We start from the raw sequence: 16617 nt of genomic DNA, 5'->3' as shown, positions 1-16617 counted from the left end.
ACGCCTGAGATCTCCGCGCGCCCTCCCTCCAAGGTGGGAGCCGATCTCCGTCGCGAGTGGTACGTGGGGCAGGTTCCGGGGCCCGTCGGCCTGCCTGCTGTGCACCTCGCGGCCGGCGTTCGCCCCGGCGCAACCGGCGGGTGGAACACCGGCCGCCCCGTCGGGCACGGTGGGCCCCGTGTACCGCGTCGTCCTCCTGCGCCACGGCGAGACCCACGGCTACCTCGGCGATCTCGGGTTGACCGAGCTCGGGGAGTCCCAGGCCCGCGAGCGGGGCCGGCAGCTCGCGAAGGAGCTCGCGACGACGGCGCCGCCCGGCACCCGGGTGCGCTTCCCGCACGCGCCGACCGCGCGAGGGACGGCGACGGCGGTGACGCTGCGCGCGACCGTGGCGGAGGCGCTCCCCGACGGGCACGGCCTCGACCTCGGCGAGCTCGAGCCGGACACGCACTTCGACAGCCTGCAGTTCTTCCACGACGGCGCGGCGCGCGAGTCCTCGGGGGTCGCGAAGGACCGTCGCGCGCTGGACCCGGGCAGCGGCGCCGACCCGGACTGGGCGCTGGAGTTCGACCGCTTCGACTCGAACTACGGCGAGCTCTCCAAGACCGGCGGGCCCATCGACCGGTGGCTGACCTCGACCACGCTGCGCTTCGAACCGCCGCAGATCGCGGTCTACCGGCTCTGGGCCGGGGTCACCGCGCTCGCGGCGAAGGACGAGATCGCGCTGGTCAGCACCCACTCCGGCCCGATGCGCGCGTTCGTCGCCGCCGCGATCGGGAGCGACCCCGGCGAGCCGGAGAACCTCGAGCCGGTCGAGGTCACGCTCGACGGGCGGCTCGCCGAGGTCGTGTTCCGCGAGCACCGCGTGGTCGTCGAGGTGCCCGACCGGCTCCCGCCCTGGATCGCGCCCGGCTACGTCGCGGGGGACCGCACGTAGTCGGCCAGGTGCTCGCCGGTCAGCGTCGAGCGGGCCGCGACGAGCTCGGCGGGCGTGCCGCTGAAGACGATCCGCCCGCCGTCGTGACCCGCGCCCGGCCCGAGGTCGACGATCCAGTCCGCGTGCGCCATCACCGCCTGGTGGTGCTCGATGACGATCACCGACGTCCCGCCGTCGACCAGCCGGTCGAGCAACCCCAACAGCGCCTCGACGTCGGCGAGGTGCAGACCCGTCGTCGGCTCGTCGAGGACGAAGGTCCCGCCCTTGGTCCCCAGCTGGTCGGCGAGCTTGAGACGCTGCCGCTCGCCGCCGGACAGCGTGTTCAGTGGCTGCCCGAGCCGCAGGTACCCGAGCCCGACGTCGACCAGGCGGGCCAGCACCTTGTGCGCCGCCGGCAGCTTCCCCGGCCCGTCGGCGAAGAACCCCTCCGCCTCCGCGACCGACATCGCGAGGACCTCGCTGATGTCCCGCCCGCCGAACCGGTACTCCAGGACGTCGGCCGAGAACCGCTTGCCCTCGCAGACCTCGCAGGTGACCGCGACCGAGGCGATCGGCCCGAGGTCGGTGTCGATCACGCCCGCGCCATTGCAGTTCGGGCAGGCCCCCTCGGAGTTCGCGCTGAACAGGGCGGGCTTGACGCCGTTGACCTTCGCGAACGCCTTGCGGATCGGCTCCAGCAGCCCGGTGTAGGTGGCCGGGTTGCTGCGCCGCGAGCCCCGGATCGGGGTCTGGTCGACCACCTCGACGCCGTCGCGCCCTGCGATCGACCCGGTGACCAGTGAGCTCTTGCCCGACCCCGCCACGCCCGTGAGCACCACGAGCACACCGAGCGGGACGTCGACGTCCACGTCGCGCAGGTTGTGCGTGTCGGCTCCGCGGATCTCCAGCTGCCCGGTCGGCGTCCGCACCGTGTCCTTGAGGGCGGCGCGGTCGTCGAGGTGGCGCCCGGTGACGGTGCCGCTGGCGCGCAGCCCCGCCACGGTGCCCTCGAACTGGATCGTCCCGCCGTCGGTGCCGGCGCCGGGCCCGAGGTCGACCACGTGGTCTGCGATCGCGATGGTCTCGGGCTTGTGCTCGACCACGAGGACGGTGTTGCCCTTGTCGCGCAGCGCCAGCAGCAGCTCGTTCATCCGCGCGATGTCGTGGGGGTGCAGCCCGATCGTCGGCTCGTCGAAGACGTAGGTGACGTCGGTCAGCGCGGAGCCGAGGTGCCGGATCATCTTCGTCCGTTGGGCCTCGCCGCCGGAGAGCGTGCCCGACGGCCGCTCCAGGCCGAGGTATCCGAGCCCGATGCGGACGAACGAGTCGAGCGTGTGCGACAGCGACTCGATCAGCGGCTTCACCGAGGGCTCGTCGATCCCGCGCACCCAGTCGGCGAGGTCGCTGATCTGCATCGCGCTGGCTTCGGCGATGTTCACGCCGCGGATGCGCGACGACCGGGCGGCCTCGGTGAGCCGCGTGCCGTCGCACTCCGGGCACGTGGTGAAGACGACGGCGCGGTCGACGAAGGCGCGGATGTGCGGCTGCATCGCCTCCCGGTCCTTCGACAGCATCGACTTCTGGATCTTCGGGATGATGCCCTCGTAGGTGAGGTTGATGCCCTCGACCTGGATCTTCGTCGGCTCCCGGTACAGGAGGTCGTGCAGCTCGCGCTGCGTGTACGTCGCGATCGGCTTCGCGGTGTCGAAGAATCCGCTGCCCTTGAAGATGCGGCCGAACCAGCCGTCCATGCTGTAGCCGGGGATGGTGAACGGGCCCTCGTCGAGGGACTTCGAGTCGTCGTAGAGCGCGGTCAGGTCGAAGTCGGACACCGCGCCGCGGCCCTCGCAGCGCGGGCACATCCCGCCGGTGATCGAGAACTCGCGGCGCTCCTTGACCTGCTGGCCGTTCTTCGTGGTGGTCACGGCGCCCGCGCCGCTCACCGAGGCGACGTTGAACGAGAACGCCTGCGCCGAGCCGATGTGCGGCTCGCCGAGGCGGCTGAACAGGATGCGCAGCATCGCGCCCGCGTCGGTGGCCGTGCCCACCGTGGAACGCGGGTCGGCCCCCAGCCGCTGCTGGTCGACGATGATCGCTGTGGTCAGCCCGTCGAGGACGTCGACGTCGGGCCGCGCGAGCGAGGGCATGAAGCCCTGCACGAACGTCGAGTACGTCTCGTTGATCAGCCGCTGCGACTCGGCGGCCACCGTGGCGAACACCAGCGAGCTCTTGCCGGAGCCGGACACCCCCGTGAACACGGTGAGCCGGCGCTTGGGCAGGTCGACGTCGACGTCGCGCAGGTTGTTCTCCCGCGCGCCGAGCACGCGGATCCGCTCGTGCGCGTCGGCGGCGTGCCGGGTGTCCGTGCTCATGGTCGTCTCCCTCGCTCGCGGACCGTCCGACGACTCGACCCGGTCCGCCCCCGGAACGTGACGGGAGACTAGCGAGGCCCCCCGACACTCACTCCTGAGTCGGCAGCCAGGCCCCGTGCAGCCCGAGCGGGACGCGGGTGGGGACGTGCACCCGGGCCACCGGTCCCGACGCCGGGTCCGCCGCCGGGATCACGAGGAACGAGCTCGCCCCGTCGGTCCGGTCGGTCGCGAAGGTGACCCACCAGCCGCGGGTCTCGTCGGGGTCCCCGGGGCGCGGCACGAAGCACGGCTCACCGACCGCGAGGTCGCCCGCGAACCAGGAGGACGTGGCCCCCGACGCCGGATCCACCCAGAACAGGGCGTCGTGGTCCCCGCCCGGCAGGTCCTGCCGGCCGCTGTCGCCCCCGAGCGCGATCGTGCCGTGGTGCTCCCCGATGCGGCGGTCACGACGCCACCCGCGGTGCCGCGTCCGCCCGGACGTCCGCGGTCGCGTGGTCGGGGTACCACATCGTGAACTTCACGGCGGCGACCAGCAGCAACGTCGGCACGACCCAGCCGAACAGGTCCGCGAGCCCGGGGGTCGTCAGGACGATCAGCGCGCTCACCGCCTGCAGCGCGAAGGTCGCGGCCCAGACCCCGGTGATCATCACGTTGACGTGCCGGAAGAGCGGGCTGCCCCAGTACTCGCGCGGGGTGCTCTGTCGCGCGTAGTGCTCGGTGAACGGACGCCGCAGGAGCAGCGAGGCCACGGCGATCACCGTGATCGCGATCCCGGAGATCAGCGCCGCGCGGTCCTCGAGCCACTGGAGCCGGCTCCGCTCCAGGATCAGCGCGAGCACCGTGAGCGCCGCGAAGAACGTCGCGCCGCCCGCGTCCAGCACGCCGATCTCGCCGCTGCGCCGCCAGTCGGGCACCGCGAGCACGAGCGTGGCGACGAGCGCGGTGGGTGCGGCCCACTGCCACGTGGAGGGACCGGAGAGCACGCTGAACACGATCCACGGGACGAACCCGAGTACCACCGACATCTTCTGCACCAGCACTCCTCGGGTCGAGGCGGAATCGGACGAGCCGATCGTCACACTCCGTACGTCTCCTGCGGGAGGGTTGCGACGGTTCCGTGACCCGGATGCGATGTTCGGTCAGCAGCACGTGACCGTCCGCCCACACTCCGGGTGCCGCGTAGGCTCGACGTCCGTGACGTTCCTCGTCCCGCCCGCCGGGACGGTCTGAGACCCCGTGCCCCGCACCCCCTCGGCCGGCGCCTTCACCGCGGCGTCCGTCTCGCTCGTCGCGGTCTGCGGCGCGGCCGGCGTGCCGGCCCCGCTCTACGTCGTCTACGAGCAGACCTACGGCCTCCCGCCGGTGGCGCTCACCGGGGCCTTCGCGATCTACATCGTCCCGCTGCTCGCCGCGCTGCTCTGCTGCGGCGGCCTCTCCGACCACGTCGGACGGAAACGGGTCGCCGTCCCCGCGATCCTCACCGGCGCGGTCGCCGCCCTGGTGCTCACGACGGTCGACTCGGCCGCGCCGCTCATCCTCGGCCGGGCGATCCAGGGTCTCTCGGTGGGGCTCGCGCTGAGCGCGCTCGGCGCCTTCGTCGTGGACCTGGTGCCGCCCTCGCGGCCCGGGCTCGCCGGGGCCGTGACCAGCGGGGCGCCGCCCGGCGGCATCGCCCTCGGGGCGCTCGCCTCCGGCACGGCGGTCCAGCTCGCACCCGCGTCGGCGCCGGTCGGGGCGTTCCTCGGGACGGCCGCGCTGCTCGCGGCCGCGGCGGTGACCGTCGCACTGCTGCCCGAGACGGTCGCCCGGCGGCCAGGTGCCGTCCGCTCGCTGCGGCCCGTCGTCCGGGTCCCGCACAGCGTCCGCCCGGTCTTCCCGGCGGTGTGCCTGCTCGTGGCGGCGACGTACGTGCTCGGCGGGTTCCAGCAGGCCCTGGCCCCGTCGTTGGCCGTGTCGGTCCTCGGGCGGGAGGACCTGTTCAGCGGTGCCCTCGCGGTGGCGGTCTACCACCTCGCCGGCCCGACCGCGGGTCTCGCGGCCAACCGGCTGCGCGCCACCCACGCCCTGGCCTGCGGGGCCGCCGTCCTCGCGGCCGGAACGGCCGGGTTCGTCGTCGCGATCGCCGTCGGCAGCTTCGGCGCCTACCTGGCCGCGGCGGTCGTCGCCGGGGCCGGCTTCGGGGTCGCGTTCGCCGGAGCCATGCGGGTGCTGCTCGACCGCAGCCCCGCCGGCGCCCACGCCGGGACCCTCTCCGCGATCTACCTGTTCTGCTACCTCGCGGCGGCCGTCTCGAGCCTGCTCGCCGGGGTGGCGGTGGAGGTCTGGGGCCTGGCCGCGGTCGCCTCGGTGCTCTGCGGCGTCGTCGTCCTGCTGGTCGGCGCCGGGACCGCGGGCTCGGTGCTGCGGATGCGGCCGGCGACCTGACCCGATCAGATGTCCCCGCCCGGGACCCGGGCGTGCCACGCTGCGCCGGATGACCGGACAGATCGCCGACCACTACGGCCGGCTCGCCGCCACGTACGACGACCACTGGACCCACGACCCGGAGTACGTCCGTGGCGTCGTGCGGGCGATGTCCGGCGCGCTCCGGCTGCACCCCGGCGACGCGATCGCCGACGTCGGGTGCGGCACCGGGCTCTACACCCGGCAGCTCGCCGACGACGTGGCCCCGCTGCGCCCGATCGTCTGCGTCGACCCGACGCCGGCCATGCTCGACCAGGTGCCGGCGACCCCGGCGCTGCGCCCGGTGCTCGCGAGCGCCGAGGACGTCGCCTCCGGCCGGGTGTCCCTGCCCCTGCCCGGGCCGTTCGACGCGATCGTCGTCAAGGAGGCGATCCACCACGTGACGGACCGGGCGGGCACGCTGCGCGGGCTGGCCGGACTGCTCTCCGACCACGGTCGGATGCTCGTCGTGATGCTGCCGCGCACGATCGGCCACCCGCTCTTCGCGGCCGCGCACGACCGGTTCACCGAGCTCCAGCCCGATCCCGCCGACGTCGCCGAGGCCATCGCGACGACGGGTCTGCGCGCCTCGGTCAGCTACCGCACCTTCCACGTCGCGATCGACCGCGAGCGCTACGTCCGGATGCTCGAGGCGCGGTACATGTCGGTGCTCGGCGAGTTCTCCGAGGCGGAGCTGGCCGAGGGCATCGCCCAGTTCCGCCACGCCTACCGCGAGGAGCCGGTGCTGCGCTTCGAGGACCACTTCGCCTTCGTGACGGGGTGGGTCAGGCCGGCGTGACCGGCCGGGCCCCCTCCACGGCCGCGGCGAGCCGGTCGAGCGTGGCCCGCAGGTCGTCGGCGGAGACGAAAGGGCAGAACGCGGCGAACTGCGGGTCGCGCAACGTCGACCAGTCGTAGGTCTGGGTCACCTCGGTGACGCCGTCGCGCTCCTCGAGCTCGTAGACGTAGGTGTGGCCGCCGGTGGTGAGGTGCGCGAGCTTCGGCCCGAGCTCGGAGTCGGGGTCGAGCTCGGGCGCCCAGCCGATGCGGCGGCCGTCCTCGAAGGTGGTGACGGTGTTGAACGTCCGCCACGGACCCAGGTCGTCGCGGTACATCCGCATGGTGAACACCTGCCCGACCGCGGTGACCCGATCGCTGTCGCTGCCCTGCAGCAGCCCCGACCCGTCGATGGCCGCGTGTTCCCGCGGATCGCCGAGCACGGCGAAGACGCGCCCGGCCGGAGCCTCGATCGTCCGCGTGACCTGCATCTGCGTGTCCGTACCCATGGTCGTCTCCCCGTGACGTGACCCCCGGCCACCCGGGCGGGCGGCGCGTGCCGGGCACCGTGGCCCCGGACGGCCGCACCGGACAACGCCGAGCGACGACCGCCGCCCGAATTTCGCACCGGCGGCCACCCGCTCGGCCCAGCGCTGGTCAGGCCCTGGGCTGTTCGAGCGGGACCGCGGCCGGGAGGAGCCCGCCCTGCAGGCGGCGCAGGAGCGCCTCGAAGGTCTCGACGTCGGGCCCGAGCAGGTCCCGGAACTGCGCCCGGACCGCGGCGGTCGCCTCGTCCCAGTCCGCGAGGGCCGCCCGCCCGCGCGGGGACAGGACGATCAGCACCCGCCGTCGGTCCGTGTGGTCGCGGCGCCGCAGGAGGAGGTTGGCCGCCACCATCCGGTCGACCAGCTTGCTGAGCTTCGGGGCCAGCAGGAGCACGTGGTCGGCGACGGCGGTCATCGTGCACCCGCCGCGGTCGGCGAGCAGGCGCAGGATCCGCCACTGGTCGAGGCTCGACCCGCGGGCCCGCAGTGCCTCCTCGAGGCGCGCGGTGAGCGTGCGTTCGACGAGCGAGAGCAGACGGAGCGGCTCGTCGCCGTCCGGCACGCACCCCTCCGCGCTCGCTGCCACGTCCCGGATCGTAGCCGCGACACCGTCCGGGGCCGACGGACGAGAACTCGTACGATCGGAGCACTGGCGCGGTGCACCGTGCTCGCTAGCGTCGTGGCATGGCCGACCCGCTGCGCCCGCACGGGGGAGGAGCGCGGGCGCGGGACGTCCTCGACATGGCACTCGTGGTGCCGTTGCAGGGCCCGGCCGGTCTCTTCGGGCCGTCGTGCGAGAGCTGTGCCGCCCTCGCCGTGGCGGAGATCAACGCGGACGGCGGCGTGCTGGGGCGGGAGCTCAACCTCGTCCCCGTCGACGGCGGCCGCAGCCCGGCGGAGGTGGCCATCGAGGTGGACGCCCTGGTCAGCGCCGGAGCGGTCCAGGCCGTGACCGGCTGGCACATCTCGGCCGTGCGCGAGGCGGTGGCGCCGCGCATCGGCAGTCGCGTCCCGTACGCCTACACCGCGCTCTACGAGGGGGGCGAGCACCGCCCGGGCCTGTTCCTCACCGGCGAGACGCCCGACCTGCAGCTCGGCCCGGCCCTCGACTGGTTCGACCGCACCGCCGGCGTGCGCCGCTGGACGATCGTGGGCGACGACTACGTGTGGCCCCGCCGGTCGGCGGCCACGGCCGCCCGGCACCTGCGGCGGCGGGGTGGCACGGTCTGCGACGAGATGTACGTCCCGCTCGGCACCACCGACTTCGCCGAGGTCGTGCGGCGGGTCGAGGCCAGCCGCTGCGAGGCCGTGCTGATGCTGCTCATCGGCGACGACGCCGTGGCGTTCAACCGGGCCTTCGCCGCCGCGGGCCTCGACCGCGACGTCCTGCGCTTCAGCTCCCTCATCGAGGAGAACGTGCTGCTGGCGTCCGGGCCGGGCGCCACCCGCGGCCTGATGACCTCGGCGGGGTACTTCGAGGACCTCGCGACGAGCGCCGGGCTGGACTTCGCCGCCACCTACTTCCGCGAGTTCGGCGACGACGCGCCGGTGCTGAACAGCCTGGGGGAGTCCTGCTACGAGGGCGTCCGGCTGCTCACCGAGCTGATGCGGCGGGCCGGGTCCACCCGGGTGCCGGCGCTGATGTCGGTGGCCGACGGGCTGGCCTACGAGAGCCCGCGCGGGACGGTGGAGCTGCGTGACCGGCACCTGCAGCAGTCGGTCTACCTGGCGGTGGCGGACGGCCTCAGCTGGGACGTCGTCCAGCAGCTGTGACCGTCCGGAGCCGGAGCGTGACGGTCGTTGACACCCCGATGTGGTCTGGATAACTTTCCTGGGAAATCATTTCCGGAGGCGACGACCCGGCAGGCCGGCGTCACGAGGGACGGAGCCGGCCCGATGCCCCTGTACGCGTACCGGTGCGACGCGGACGGCCCGGTCGAGGTCATGGCCCCCATGGGTGCCGCGACCCCGACGGTCCCGTGCCCGACCTGTGGGGCCGGTGCGGTCCGGGTGATCACGGCCCCGCGCCTCGGCGGCGCCCGCCGCGACCTCGTCGCGGCCATCGACCGGGCCGAGGCGTCGCGCACCGAGCCGGCGGTGGTGTCCGCGCCGCCGCCGCGTCCGGCCGCCCGGCCGGCCCCCCGGCTCGACCCGCGCACCGCGTCCCTGCCCCGGCCCTGACCCGGTCCCGAACCCCGCCCCGACGAGCACGGCGCCCACCGGGTGCCGTGCCGCCCCGCCCTGCCCCGACCACGACAGGAGCCGATCCCGTGCTGCCCTCCGACCCGACCCCGCCCCGTGGCTAGCGTCGGCCTGCTCTTCGTCGGCGCCGTGCTGTTCATCAACGGCGCCATGCTGCTGGGGTGGGTCGAGGCCCGCTCGGCCGCGCCGATGAACTTCTTCGTGGGCGGGCTCCAGGTCATCACCCCGATCTACCTGATCGTCACCGCCGACGGCGACGCGGACACGATCCTCTCCGCGTCCGGGCTGTTCCTGTTCTCGTTCACCTACCTCTACGTCGCGGTGAACCTGACGTTCGACCTGGACAGCACCGGCCTCGGCTACTTCTGCCTCTTCGTCGCGGTCACCGCGGTCGTCTTCTCGGCCCTGAACTTCACGCGGCTCGCCGACCCGGCGTTCGGCGTGATCTGGCTGTACTGGGCCTTCCTCTGGCTGCTGTTCTTCCTGCTCCTCGGCCGCAAGCGCGAGGGCATCGGCCGGTACACCGGCGCCGTCTGCGCCATCCAGGGCTGGGTGACCGCGTGGGTCCCGGCCTTCCTCCTCCTGACCGGCGCCTACGCCGCCGTCAGCACGCCCCTCGCGATCGCCCTCGCCGTGTTCGGGGTCGTCGTCTTCGTCGCGCTCGTCCCCTGGGCGCGCCGGGCACGACCCGCGCCGACGTCGACGCCGTCCACCGAGCACGTCCCCGCCTGAGCCCCCGCCCGACCCGTCCCAGGGAGAGACCGATGCCCCAGCAGGTGTTCCCGCTCGACAGCACGAAGGCGTTCACCGACCAGCAGAAGGTCGGCCACAACCGCTGGCACCCCGACATCCCCGCGCAGGTGCACGTCAAGCCCGGCGACTCGTTCCGGGTGGACTGCCGGGAGTGGTTCGACGGCGCGATCCACAACGACGACTCGGCCGACGACATCCTGAACGCCCCGCTCAACGGCGTGCACGTGCTCTCCGGCCCGATCGCCGTCGAGGGCGCGCAGCCCGGCGACCTGCTCATCGTCGACATCCTCGACGTCGGGCCGATCCCGCAGGAGGACTCGGGACCGCTCGCGGGGCAGGGCTGGGGCTACACCGGGGTCTTCGCGAAGTCCAACGGCGGCGGCTTCCTCACCGACCAGTTCCCGGACGCCTACAAGGTGATCTGGGACTTCCGGGGCGGGAAGGCCACGTCCCGGCACGTCCCGCACGTCGAGTTCACCGGCATCGTGCACCCCGGCCTCATGGGCACGGCCCCGTCGCACGACCTGCTGCGCCGCTGGAACGCCCGCGAGCAGGCGCTGATCGACACGAACCCGGGCGCGGTGCCCCCGCTGGCCCTCCCGCCGCAGCCGGACTCGGCGATCCTCGGGTCGCTGACCGGCGACGACTACGAGCGGGCGCGCAACGAGGCCGCCCGCACCGCGCCGCCCCGCGAGAACGGCGGCAACCAGGACATCAAGAACTTCACCAAGGGCAGCCGCGTCTTCTACCCGGTGTTCGTCGACGGCGCGAACCTCTCGATGGGCGACCTGCACTTCTCCCAGGGCGACGGCGAGATCACCTTCTGCGGCGCGATCGAGATGGGCGGGTTCATCGACCTGCACGTCGACCTGATCAAGGGCGGCATGGAGACCTACGGCGTCTCCGAGAACGCGATCTTCATCCCGGGCAACACCGACCCGCAGTACAGCGAGTGGATCGCCTTCTCCGGCACGTCGGTGACGCTCGACGGCGAGCAGCGCTACCTCGACTCCCACCTCTCCTACCAGCGGGCCTGCCTGCACGCGATCGACTACCTGACGACGTTCGGCTACTCGCCGATCCAGGCCTACATGATCCTCGGGGCGGCCCCGATCGAGGGCCGGCTCTCCGGCGTCGTCGACATCCCGAACTCGTGCTCGACGGTCTACCTGCCCACCGGCATCTTCGACTTCGACGTCAAGCCCGGCGCGAACGGGCCCACCCGGATCGATCCGGGCACGGGGGTGCCGATGTCCCGCGGCTGACCACGCCCGGCCCACGACCGAGCACGCCCGGAGCACGACCGCGCACGGCCCCGCCCGCACGACGGCGGGGCCGTCCGCGTGTCCGGACGACGCACCGGACCAGGAGGGCCCGCGCCGCGAGGTCGCGACCGTCCGTCTCAGATTGACACCGCGACCCCGGTCCCCGCCGGAGTCACCTCTGTCACAGTCGACAGCGTTCACCGACCGCGACGGCGCGTGCGAGGGAGGGCGGGATGACGACGGACCTGTGCGAGCGCGAGCGGCTCGCCCTCGCCCGCGACGCGGTGCCGGCCTCGCGGCGGGTCGTCGCCTCCTGGAAGCGCAGCGCGGGCTACGGCATCGCGCTGGACACCGTGGACCCCGCCTTCGCCGGTGCGGTCGACGACCAGTCGCTGTTCTACGAGGCCGGCCACGCGATCCTCGCCGAGATGGGAGCCTCGCTCGCCGACGAGCCCGTCAGCCTGATGCTGACCGACGTCGACGGCCTCGTCCTCGACCGCCTCTGCAACGACCGGCGCCTGCTGGCCGCCCTCGACGGCGTCTCCCTCGCCCCGGGGTTCGACTACTCCGAGCGCACGACGGGCACGACGGGGCTGGGCCTCGCCCTCGCCGACCGCGTCCCCACCCTCGTCCGCGGGGACCAGCACTACTGCACCCGCCTGTGGGGCTACACCTGCGCGGCGGTGCCGGTCGTCGACCCCGTGTCCGGCGACCTGCTCGGCAGCGTCAACCTCACCACCTGGTCGCAGCGGTCGCACACCCTGCTGCTCGCGCTGGCCCGGTCCGCGGCGACCGCCACCGAGGCGCTCGTGCTCGCCCGCGGCCAGGGGCACGCGCCGCGACCGGCCAGTCGCGGTCGGGTCGTCCGGGTCCCCGCGCGGCGCGACGACGCCGGGGCGCGGGGTTCGGGGGGCGGGCGGCGGCACCGTCGCGAACGAGCTCTGCCGGCGCGGGTTCAAGACCGTCGTCCTGGAGGCCGGGCCGCACCTGACCGGCGAGGACTACCACCAGGACGAGTGGGCCGCGTTCGGGCAGATGGCGTGGAGCGACCCGCGTACCACCTCGGGCAGCTGGCAGGTCGCCACCGACTTCCCCGATCTCCCGGCGTGGATCGTCAAGGCGGTCGGCGGCACCACGACCCACTGGGCCGGCGCCTGCCCGCGCTTCAAGGCACACGAGTTCCACGCCCGCAGCACCTACGGCGACCTCGACGGCGCGAGCCTGCTCGACTGGCCGATCACGCTCTCGGAGCTCGAGCCGTACTACGACCGGGCCGAGATCAAGATGGGGGTCAGCCATCGCCACGGCCGCCCGCCGCTGCCGGCGAACAACAACTACAAGGTGTTCGCCAACGGCGCCGAGAAGCTCGGCTACCGCTACTACTCGACCGGGCCCTACGCGACGAACGCCGAGCCCTACGACGGGCGCCCGGCCACCGTCCAGGACGGCTTCAACTTCCAGGGCGACAAGCACGGCTCGAAGTGGTCGACCCTGGTCGCCGAGCTGCCGAAGGCAGAGAGGACCGGGAACCTGGACCTCCGCCCGGACAGCCACGTCGCGCAGATCGAGCACGACGCCTCGGGCCGGGCCACCGGCGTGCTCTACGTCGACCGCAACGGGACCCTGCGCCGCCAGCGCGCCGCGGTGGTCTGCGTGGCCGGCAACTCCATCGAGACGCCCCGGTTGCTCCTGCTCTCCGGGTCGGCGCAGCACCCCGACGGTCTCGCCAACTCCTCCGGGCAGGTGGGCCGCAACTACATGCGGCACACCACCGGCACCGTGTGGGGGCAGTTCGACAAGCCGGTCAACATGCACCGCGGCGAGACGATGGCCGGCGTGATCGCCGACGAGTCGCGGCTCGACACCGACCGCGGCTTCGTCGGCGGCTACTACATGGAGACCATCTCGCTCGGGCCGGCCTTCCTGGCGAAGTTCATCGCGCCGGGACGCTGGGGCACGCCGGTCACCGAGCTGCTCGACGACTACCGCAACACCGCCGGGATGTGGGTCATCGGCGAGGACATGCCCCGCGCCGACAACCGCGTCACGCTCTCCGGTGAGACCGTCGACCAGCACGGGCTGCCGGTGGCCAACGTCCACTTCGACGACCACCCCAACGACACCGCGATGCGGCGGCACGGGCAGCGTCAGGGGGCGGCGGTCTACAAGGCGGTCGGGGCGCACCGGACGATCGAGACGCCGCCGTACCCCTCGACGCACAACCTCGGGACCTGCCGGATGAGCCAGCGGCCCCGCGACGGCGTCGTCGACCGGTTCGGGCGGGCCCACGACGTCCCGAACCTGTTCATCTCCGACGGCAGCGTCATGACGACCGGGGGAGCGGCGAACCCGACGCTCACGATCGTCGCCCTCGCGACCCGCCAGGCGGAGTACATCGCCACCGAGCTCCACAAGACCCTCGACTGACCAGGAGAGGCACCGATGACCACGGCCACCGCGCCCCCCGACCCCTATCTCTTCCTCCCCGACGTCGGGACCTTCACCGTCACGAGCACCGACGTCGCCGACGGCGTCCCGCTGGCCGCGCCGCACACCAGCGGCATCATGGGCGTCCCCGGTGGGGAGGACCGGTCCCCGCAGCTGAGCTGGCACGGGTTCCCCAGCGCCACGCGCAGCTTCGCGGTGACCTGCTACGACCCGGACGCCCCGACGGCGAGCGGCTTCTGGCACTGGGCCGTCGCCGACGTCCCGGCCGACGTCACCTCGCTCCCGGCCGGTGCGGGCGACCCGGACGGCTCCCGGCTTCCGCAGGGGGCGATCGCGCTCCCGAACGACGCCGGGATCCACCAGTACCTCGGGGCGGCGCCGCCCGAGGGCCACGGCGTGCACCACTACCACTTCGTGGTGCACGCGGTCGACGTGCCGCGGCTCGGGGTGCCCCGCGGGGCGACGCCGGCCTACCTGGGGTTCGTGCTGTTCAGCCACACGCTGGCCCGCGCGAGGATCACCGCGGTCTTCGAACGGTGACCACGACGGTGCCGCTGCCGCGTCCCGTGCGGCAGCAGCACCCCTCCCAGGAGATTCCTCGACGTCCTCATCGAGCGGGCCCTCGGCCCGCCCTGATCAGGGCTGCAGGGCCGTCAGCTCCCCGGTGCGGGCGACCTCGCCGAACAGCTCCGCGCTGCGGCGCGGGGTCCGCCGGCACCCGTCGGCGCGGTCGATCCCGACGAGCCCGAACGTCGGCCGGTAGCCCACGGCCCACTCGAAGTTGTCGAACGACGACCAGTACAGGTACCCGCGCACGTCGACGCCGTCGGCGAGCGCGGACGCGACCTCCGCGAGGTGGGAGGCGAGGTAGCGCACCCGCTGGTCGTCGTCCGTCGTCGCGATCCCGTTCTCGGTGACGACGACGGGCAGCCCGGCCTCGGCGATCCGGCGCAGCACCGCCCCGAAGCCGGCCGGGTACACCTCCCAGCCCATGAGCGTCGTCTCCGCGCCCTCGGGCGGACCCGCCGTCAGGTCCGGCGACGTCGCGTCGATCAGGGCCCGCGAGTAGTACTGCAGCCCGACGAAGTCCCCGACGTCGCCGCCGGCCCACAGGTCGTCGAGGTGGGTGTCGACCATGACCATCCGGGCGGCCGCCGTCGCCCCCTCGTCGGCCTCGTCGCCGGGGCGCAGCGGCTCGAGGTGGGGCAGGTGCAGGCACGTCCCGAGCTGTGCCGAGCCCGGCCCGGCCCGCAGCACCTCGACGGCCCTGCGGTGGGCCGTCGCGAGCACGCCGTTCACGGTGATCGCCTCGGTGAGGTCGCGGTGCCCGGGCGGGAACTGGCCGGACAGGTAGCACTCGCGGGCGACGATCTGCGGTTCGTTGATCGTGCAGACGAACGGCATCCGGTCGCCGAGCGCCGCGGACACGACACCCACGTACCGCGCGAACACGTCCAGCGCGTCCGCCGCGAGCCAGCCGCCGCGGGCGGCGAACCAGCGCGGCAGCGTGAAGTGGTGCAGCGTCACGAACGCCGTGAGGCCGTGCCGGGCGAGGGAGTCGAGCACACGGGCGTAGTGGTCCAGGGCCGCCGTCGAGAACTCGCCCTCGGCCGGCTCGATGCGCGACCACTCGAGTGAGAACCGGTGGGCGTTCTGGCCGAGCGAGGCGAGCAGGGCGAAATCGTCGTCGTAGCGGTGGTAGTGGTCGATCGCGTCGCCGGAGGGCTCGACGCAGGGCGAGGCCGGGTCGTGCTCCCAGTCCCACCAGTCGTTGTTGGTGTTGTTGCCCTCGACCTGGTGGCTGGCGGTGGCGCTGCCCCAGAGGAAACCCGGCGGGAAGATCGGCACGGTCGCCCACCCTGGCAGGACCGGACACGATCGACCACCACGGCCCGGGCCGTCGCGGCCCCGGCCGCGCCCGCTCGCACGGCGGGGGCATGGCGCCCGACCGACCGGGGAACCGTGTCCGCGGAGGTCGCTCATGGTCGAGTACGCCCACACCTACGTCGACGTCGGCGAGGTCGTCCTGCACGTCGCGGAGATCGGCGACGGTGCGCCGGTCCTCCTGATACACGGGTTCCCCCAGACCTGGTACTCGTGGACGCAGGTCGCGCCGCGGCTCGTCGAGGCCGGGTACCGCTGCGTGATCCCGGACCTGCGAGGGCTGGGCGACTCCACGCGACCGCTGCACGGCTACGACAAGCAGACCCTCGGCGAGGACCTCGTCCGGCTGCTCGACGCGCTGGGCATCGACCGGGCCGCCGTCGTCGGGCACGACTGGGGCGGCGTCGTCGCCTTCTCGATCGCCGCGCGACATCCGGCGCGCGTGACCCGGCTCGGCGTCGTCGACGTCGCGATCCCCGGCGACGGGCAACCGGACATCTCGCAGGGCGGGCGCCGCTGGCATCACGCCTTCCTCGGCACGCTCGACCTCCCCGAGGCCCTGATCACCGGGCGCGAGGAGGTCTTCCTGCGCTGGTTCTACGAGCACTACGGCCACCACCAGCGGGTCCTTCCCGACGACGCCGTGGCCGAGTACCTGCGCTGCTACACCGCCGCCGGCGCGCTGCGCGCGGGCTTCGAGCTGTACCGGACGGTGCCGCAGGACATCGCCGCCCACCAGACCCTCGGGAAGATCGACGTGCCCGTCCTCGCCGTCGGGGGAGCGACGTCGTTCGGGCGCGGGAGCGAGGTCGAGGAGTCGCTGCGGCGGATGGCGCACGACGTGACCGGCCACGTCCTCCCCGAGTGCGGGCACTGGGTGCCGGAGGAGAAGCCGCGCGAGCTGGCGGAGCTGATCGTGGGGCACCTCGCCTGAGCCCGGCCGCCGCCACGCTCGCTCAGCCGCTGGGTGCGCAGCGCGCCCGTGAGTACCGTCCCGTGGCAGGACACGGACG

16 protein-coding genes and 1 pseudogene are annotated in these 16617 nt (G+C 73.5%); 11 read left to right on the top strand and 6 right to left on the bottom strand.

Annotated elements, in window-relative coordinates:
- Nucleotides 1-178 precede the first annotated feature (178 nt).
- Entirely contained in the window at nt 179-937 is a 759-nt protein-coding gene (locus LN037_RS01725) for a histidine phosphatase family protein (protein WP_230749217.1), read from the top strand.
- Here the strand turns inward: LN037_RS01725 and LN037_RS01720 are convergent.
- The 3 genes from LN037_RS01720 to LN037_RS01710 form a co-directional block, all read right to left on the bottom strand.
- Nucleotides 913-3288, bottom strand: a complete 2376-nt coding sequence (locus LN037_RS01720; protein ID WP_230749215.1) for an excinuclease ABC subunit UvrA — start codon at nt 3286-3288, stop codon at nt 913-915. The two genes, LN037_RS01725 and LN037_RS01720, sit on opposite strands and share 25 nt — an antisense overlap.
- Before the next feature lie 88 nt (nt 3289-3376).
- Nucleotides 3377-3724, bottom strand: coding sequence for a carotenoid oxygenase family protein (locus LN037_RS01715; protein WP_372460349.1), 348 nt, complete (start codon nt 3722-3724; stop codon nt 3377-3379).
- 7 nt (nt 3725-3731) lie between these two features.
- Nucleotides 3732-4322, bottom strand: a complete 591-nt coding sequence (locus LN037_RS01710) for a DUF3159 domain-containing protein (protein ID WP_230749211.1) — start codon at nt 4320-4322, stop codon at nt 3732-3734.
- Between the two features lie 202 nt (nt 4323-4524).
- On the opposite strand from LN037_RS01710, the gene LN037_RS01705 reads away from it, so the two are divergent.
- Nucleotides 4525-5712 (top strand): MFS transporter, encoded by a 1188-nt coding sequence (locus LN037_RS01705; RefSeq protein ID WP_230749208.1) that lies wholly within the window; start codon nt 4525-4527, stop codon nt 5710-5712.
- A 49-nt stretch (nt 5713-5761) separates the two neighbouring features.
- On the top strand, nt 5762-6529 hold the full coding sequence (locus LN037_RS01700; protein ID WP_230749206.1) for a class I SAM-dependent methyltransferase: 768 nt from the start codon (nt 5762-5764) through the stop codon (nt 6527-6529).
- Here LN037_RS01700 and LN037_RS01695 read toward each other — a convergent pair.
- On the bottom strand, nt 6516-7016 hold the full coding sequence (locus LN037_RS01695; RefSeq protein ID WP_230749204.1) for an SRPBCC family protein: 501 nt from the start codon (nt 7014-7016) through the stop codon (nt 6516-6518). The genes LN037_RS01700 and LN037_RS01695 overlap by 14 nt on opposite strands.
- Before the next feature lie 148 nt (nt 7017-7164).
- Nucleotides 7165-7638 carry a MarR family winged helix-turn-helix transcriptional regulator gene (locus tag LN037_RS01690; RefSeq protein WP_230749202.1) on the bottom strand — a complete coding sequence of 158 codons (474 nt, stop codon included), beginning with the start codon at nt 7636-7638 and terminating at the stop codon, nt 7165-7167.
- A 98-nt stretch (nt 7639-7736) separates the two neighbouring features.
- Here LN037_RS01690 and LN037_RS01685 point away from each other — a divergent pair, with 98 nt between their 5' ends.
- The 7 genes and pseudogenes from LN037_RS01685 (at nt 7737) to LN037_RS01655 (ending at nt 14260) form a co-directional block, all read left to right on the top strand.
- Complete coding sequence (locus LN037_RS01685) at nt 7737-8825, top strand: substrate-binding domain-containing protein (protein ID WP_230749201.1); 1089 nt, start codon at nt 7737-7739, stop codon at nt 8823-8825.
- A gap of 123 nt (nt 8826-8948) precedes the next feature.
- Complete coding sequence (locus LN037_RS01680) at nt 8949-9233, top strand: FmdB family zinc ribbon protein (RefSeq protein ID WP_230749199.1); 285 nt, start codon at nt 8949-8951, stop codon at nt 9231-9233.
- A 117-nt stretch (nt 9234-9350) separates the two neighbouring features.
- Nucleotides 9351-9986: an AmiS/UreI family transporter gene (locus tag LN037_RS01675; RefSeq protein ID WP_230749197.1), complete on the top strand. Its 636-nt coding sequence runs from the start codon at nt 9351-9353 to the stop codon at nt 9984-9986.
- A 32-nt stretch (nt 9987-10018) separates the two neighbouring features.
- Nucleotides 10019-11272 (top strand): formamidase, encoded by a 1254-nt coding sequence (gene fmdA, locus LN037_RS01670; RefSeq protein WP_230749195.1) that lies wholly within the window; start codon nt 10019-10021, stop codon nt 11270-11272.
- Nucleotides 11273-11505: 233 nt separating this feature from the next.
- Nucleotides 11506-12012: pseudogene (locus LN037_RS34000) on the top strand (GAF domain-containing protein); the annotation flags it as partial.
- Between the two features lie 295 nt (nt 12013-12307).
- On the top strand, nt 12308-13699 hold the full coding sequence (locus LN037_RS33995; RefSeq protein WP_372460343.1) for a GMC family oxidoreductase: 1392 nt from the start codon (nt 12308-12310) through the stop codon (nt 13697-13699).
- Between the two features lie 15 nt (nt 13700-13714).
- A complete protein-coding gene (locus tag LN037_RS01655) occupies nt 13715-14260 on the top strand; it encodes a YbhB/YbcL family Raf kinase inhibitor-like protein (protein ID WP_230749191.1) in 546 nt (181 codons plus the stop codon).
- Nucleotides 14261-14356: 96 nt separating this feature from the next.
- On the opposite strand, the gene LN037_RS01650 is transcribed toward LN037_RS01655, so the two are convergent.
- A complete protein-coding gene (locus LN037_RS01650; RefSeq protein ID WP_230749189.1) occupies nt 14357-15568 on the bottom strand; it encodes a glycoside hydrolase family 1 protein in 1212 nt (403 codons plus the stop codon).
- Between the two features lie 133 nt (nt 15569-15701).
- Between LN037_RS01650 and LN037_RS01645 the strand changes: the two genes are divergently transcribed.
- Complete coding sequence (locus LN037_RS01645) at nt 15702-16538, top strand: alpha/beta fold hydrolase (RefSeq protein ID WP_230749187.1); 837 nt, start codon at nt 15702-15704, stop codon at nt 16536-16538.
- Nucleotides 16539-16617 lie beyond the last annotated feature (79 nt).

Origin of the sequence: Actinomycetospora soli, from assembly GCF_021026295.1 — a bacterium.
Taxonomy (GTDB): Bacteria; Actinomycetota; Actinomycetes; order Mycobacteriales; family Pseudonocardiaceae; genus Actinomycetospora; species Actinomycetospora soli.
This window is presented reverse-complemented; position numbering and strand designations above follow the sequence as displayed.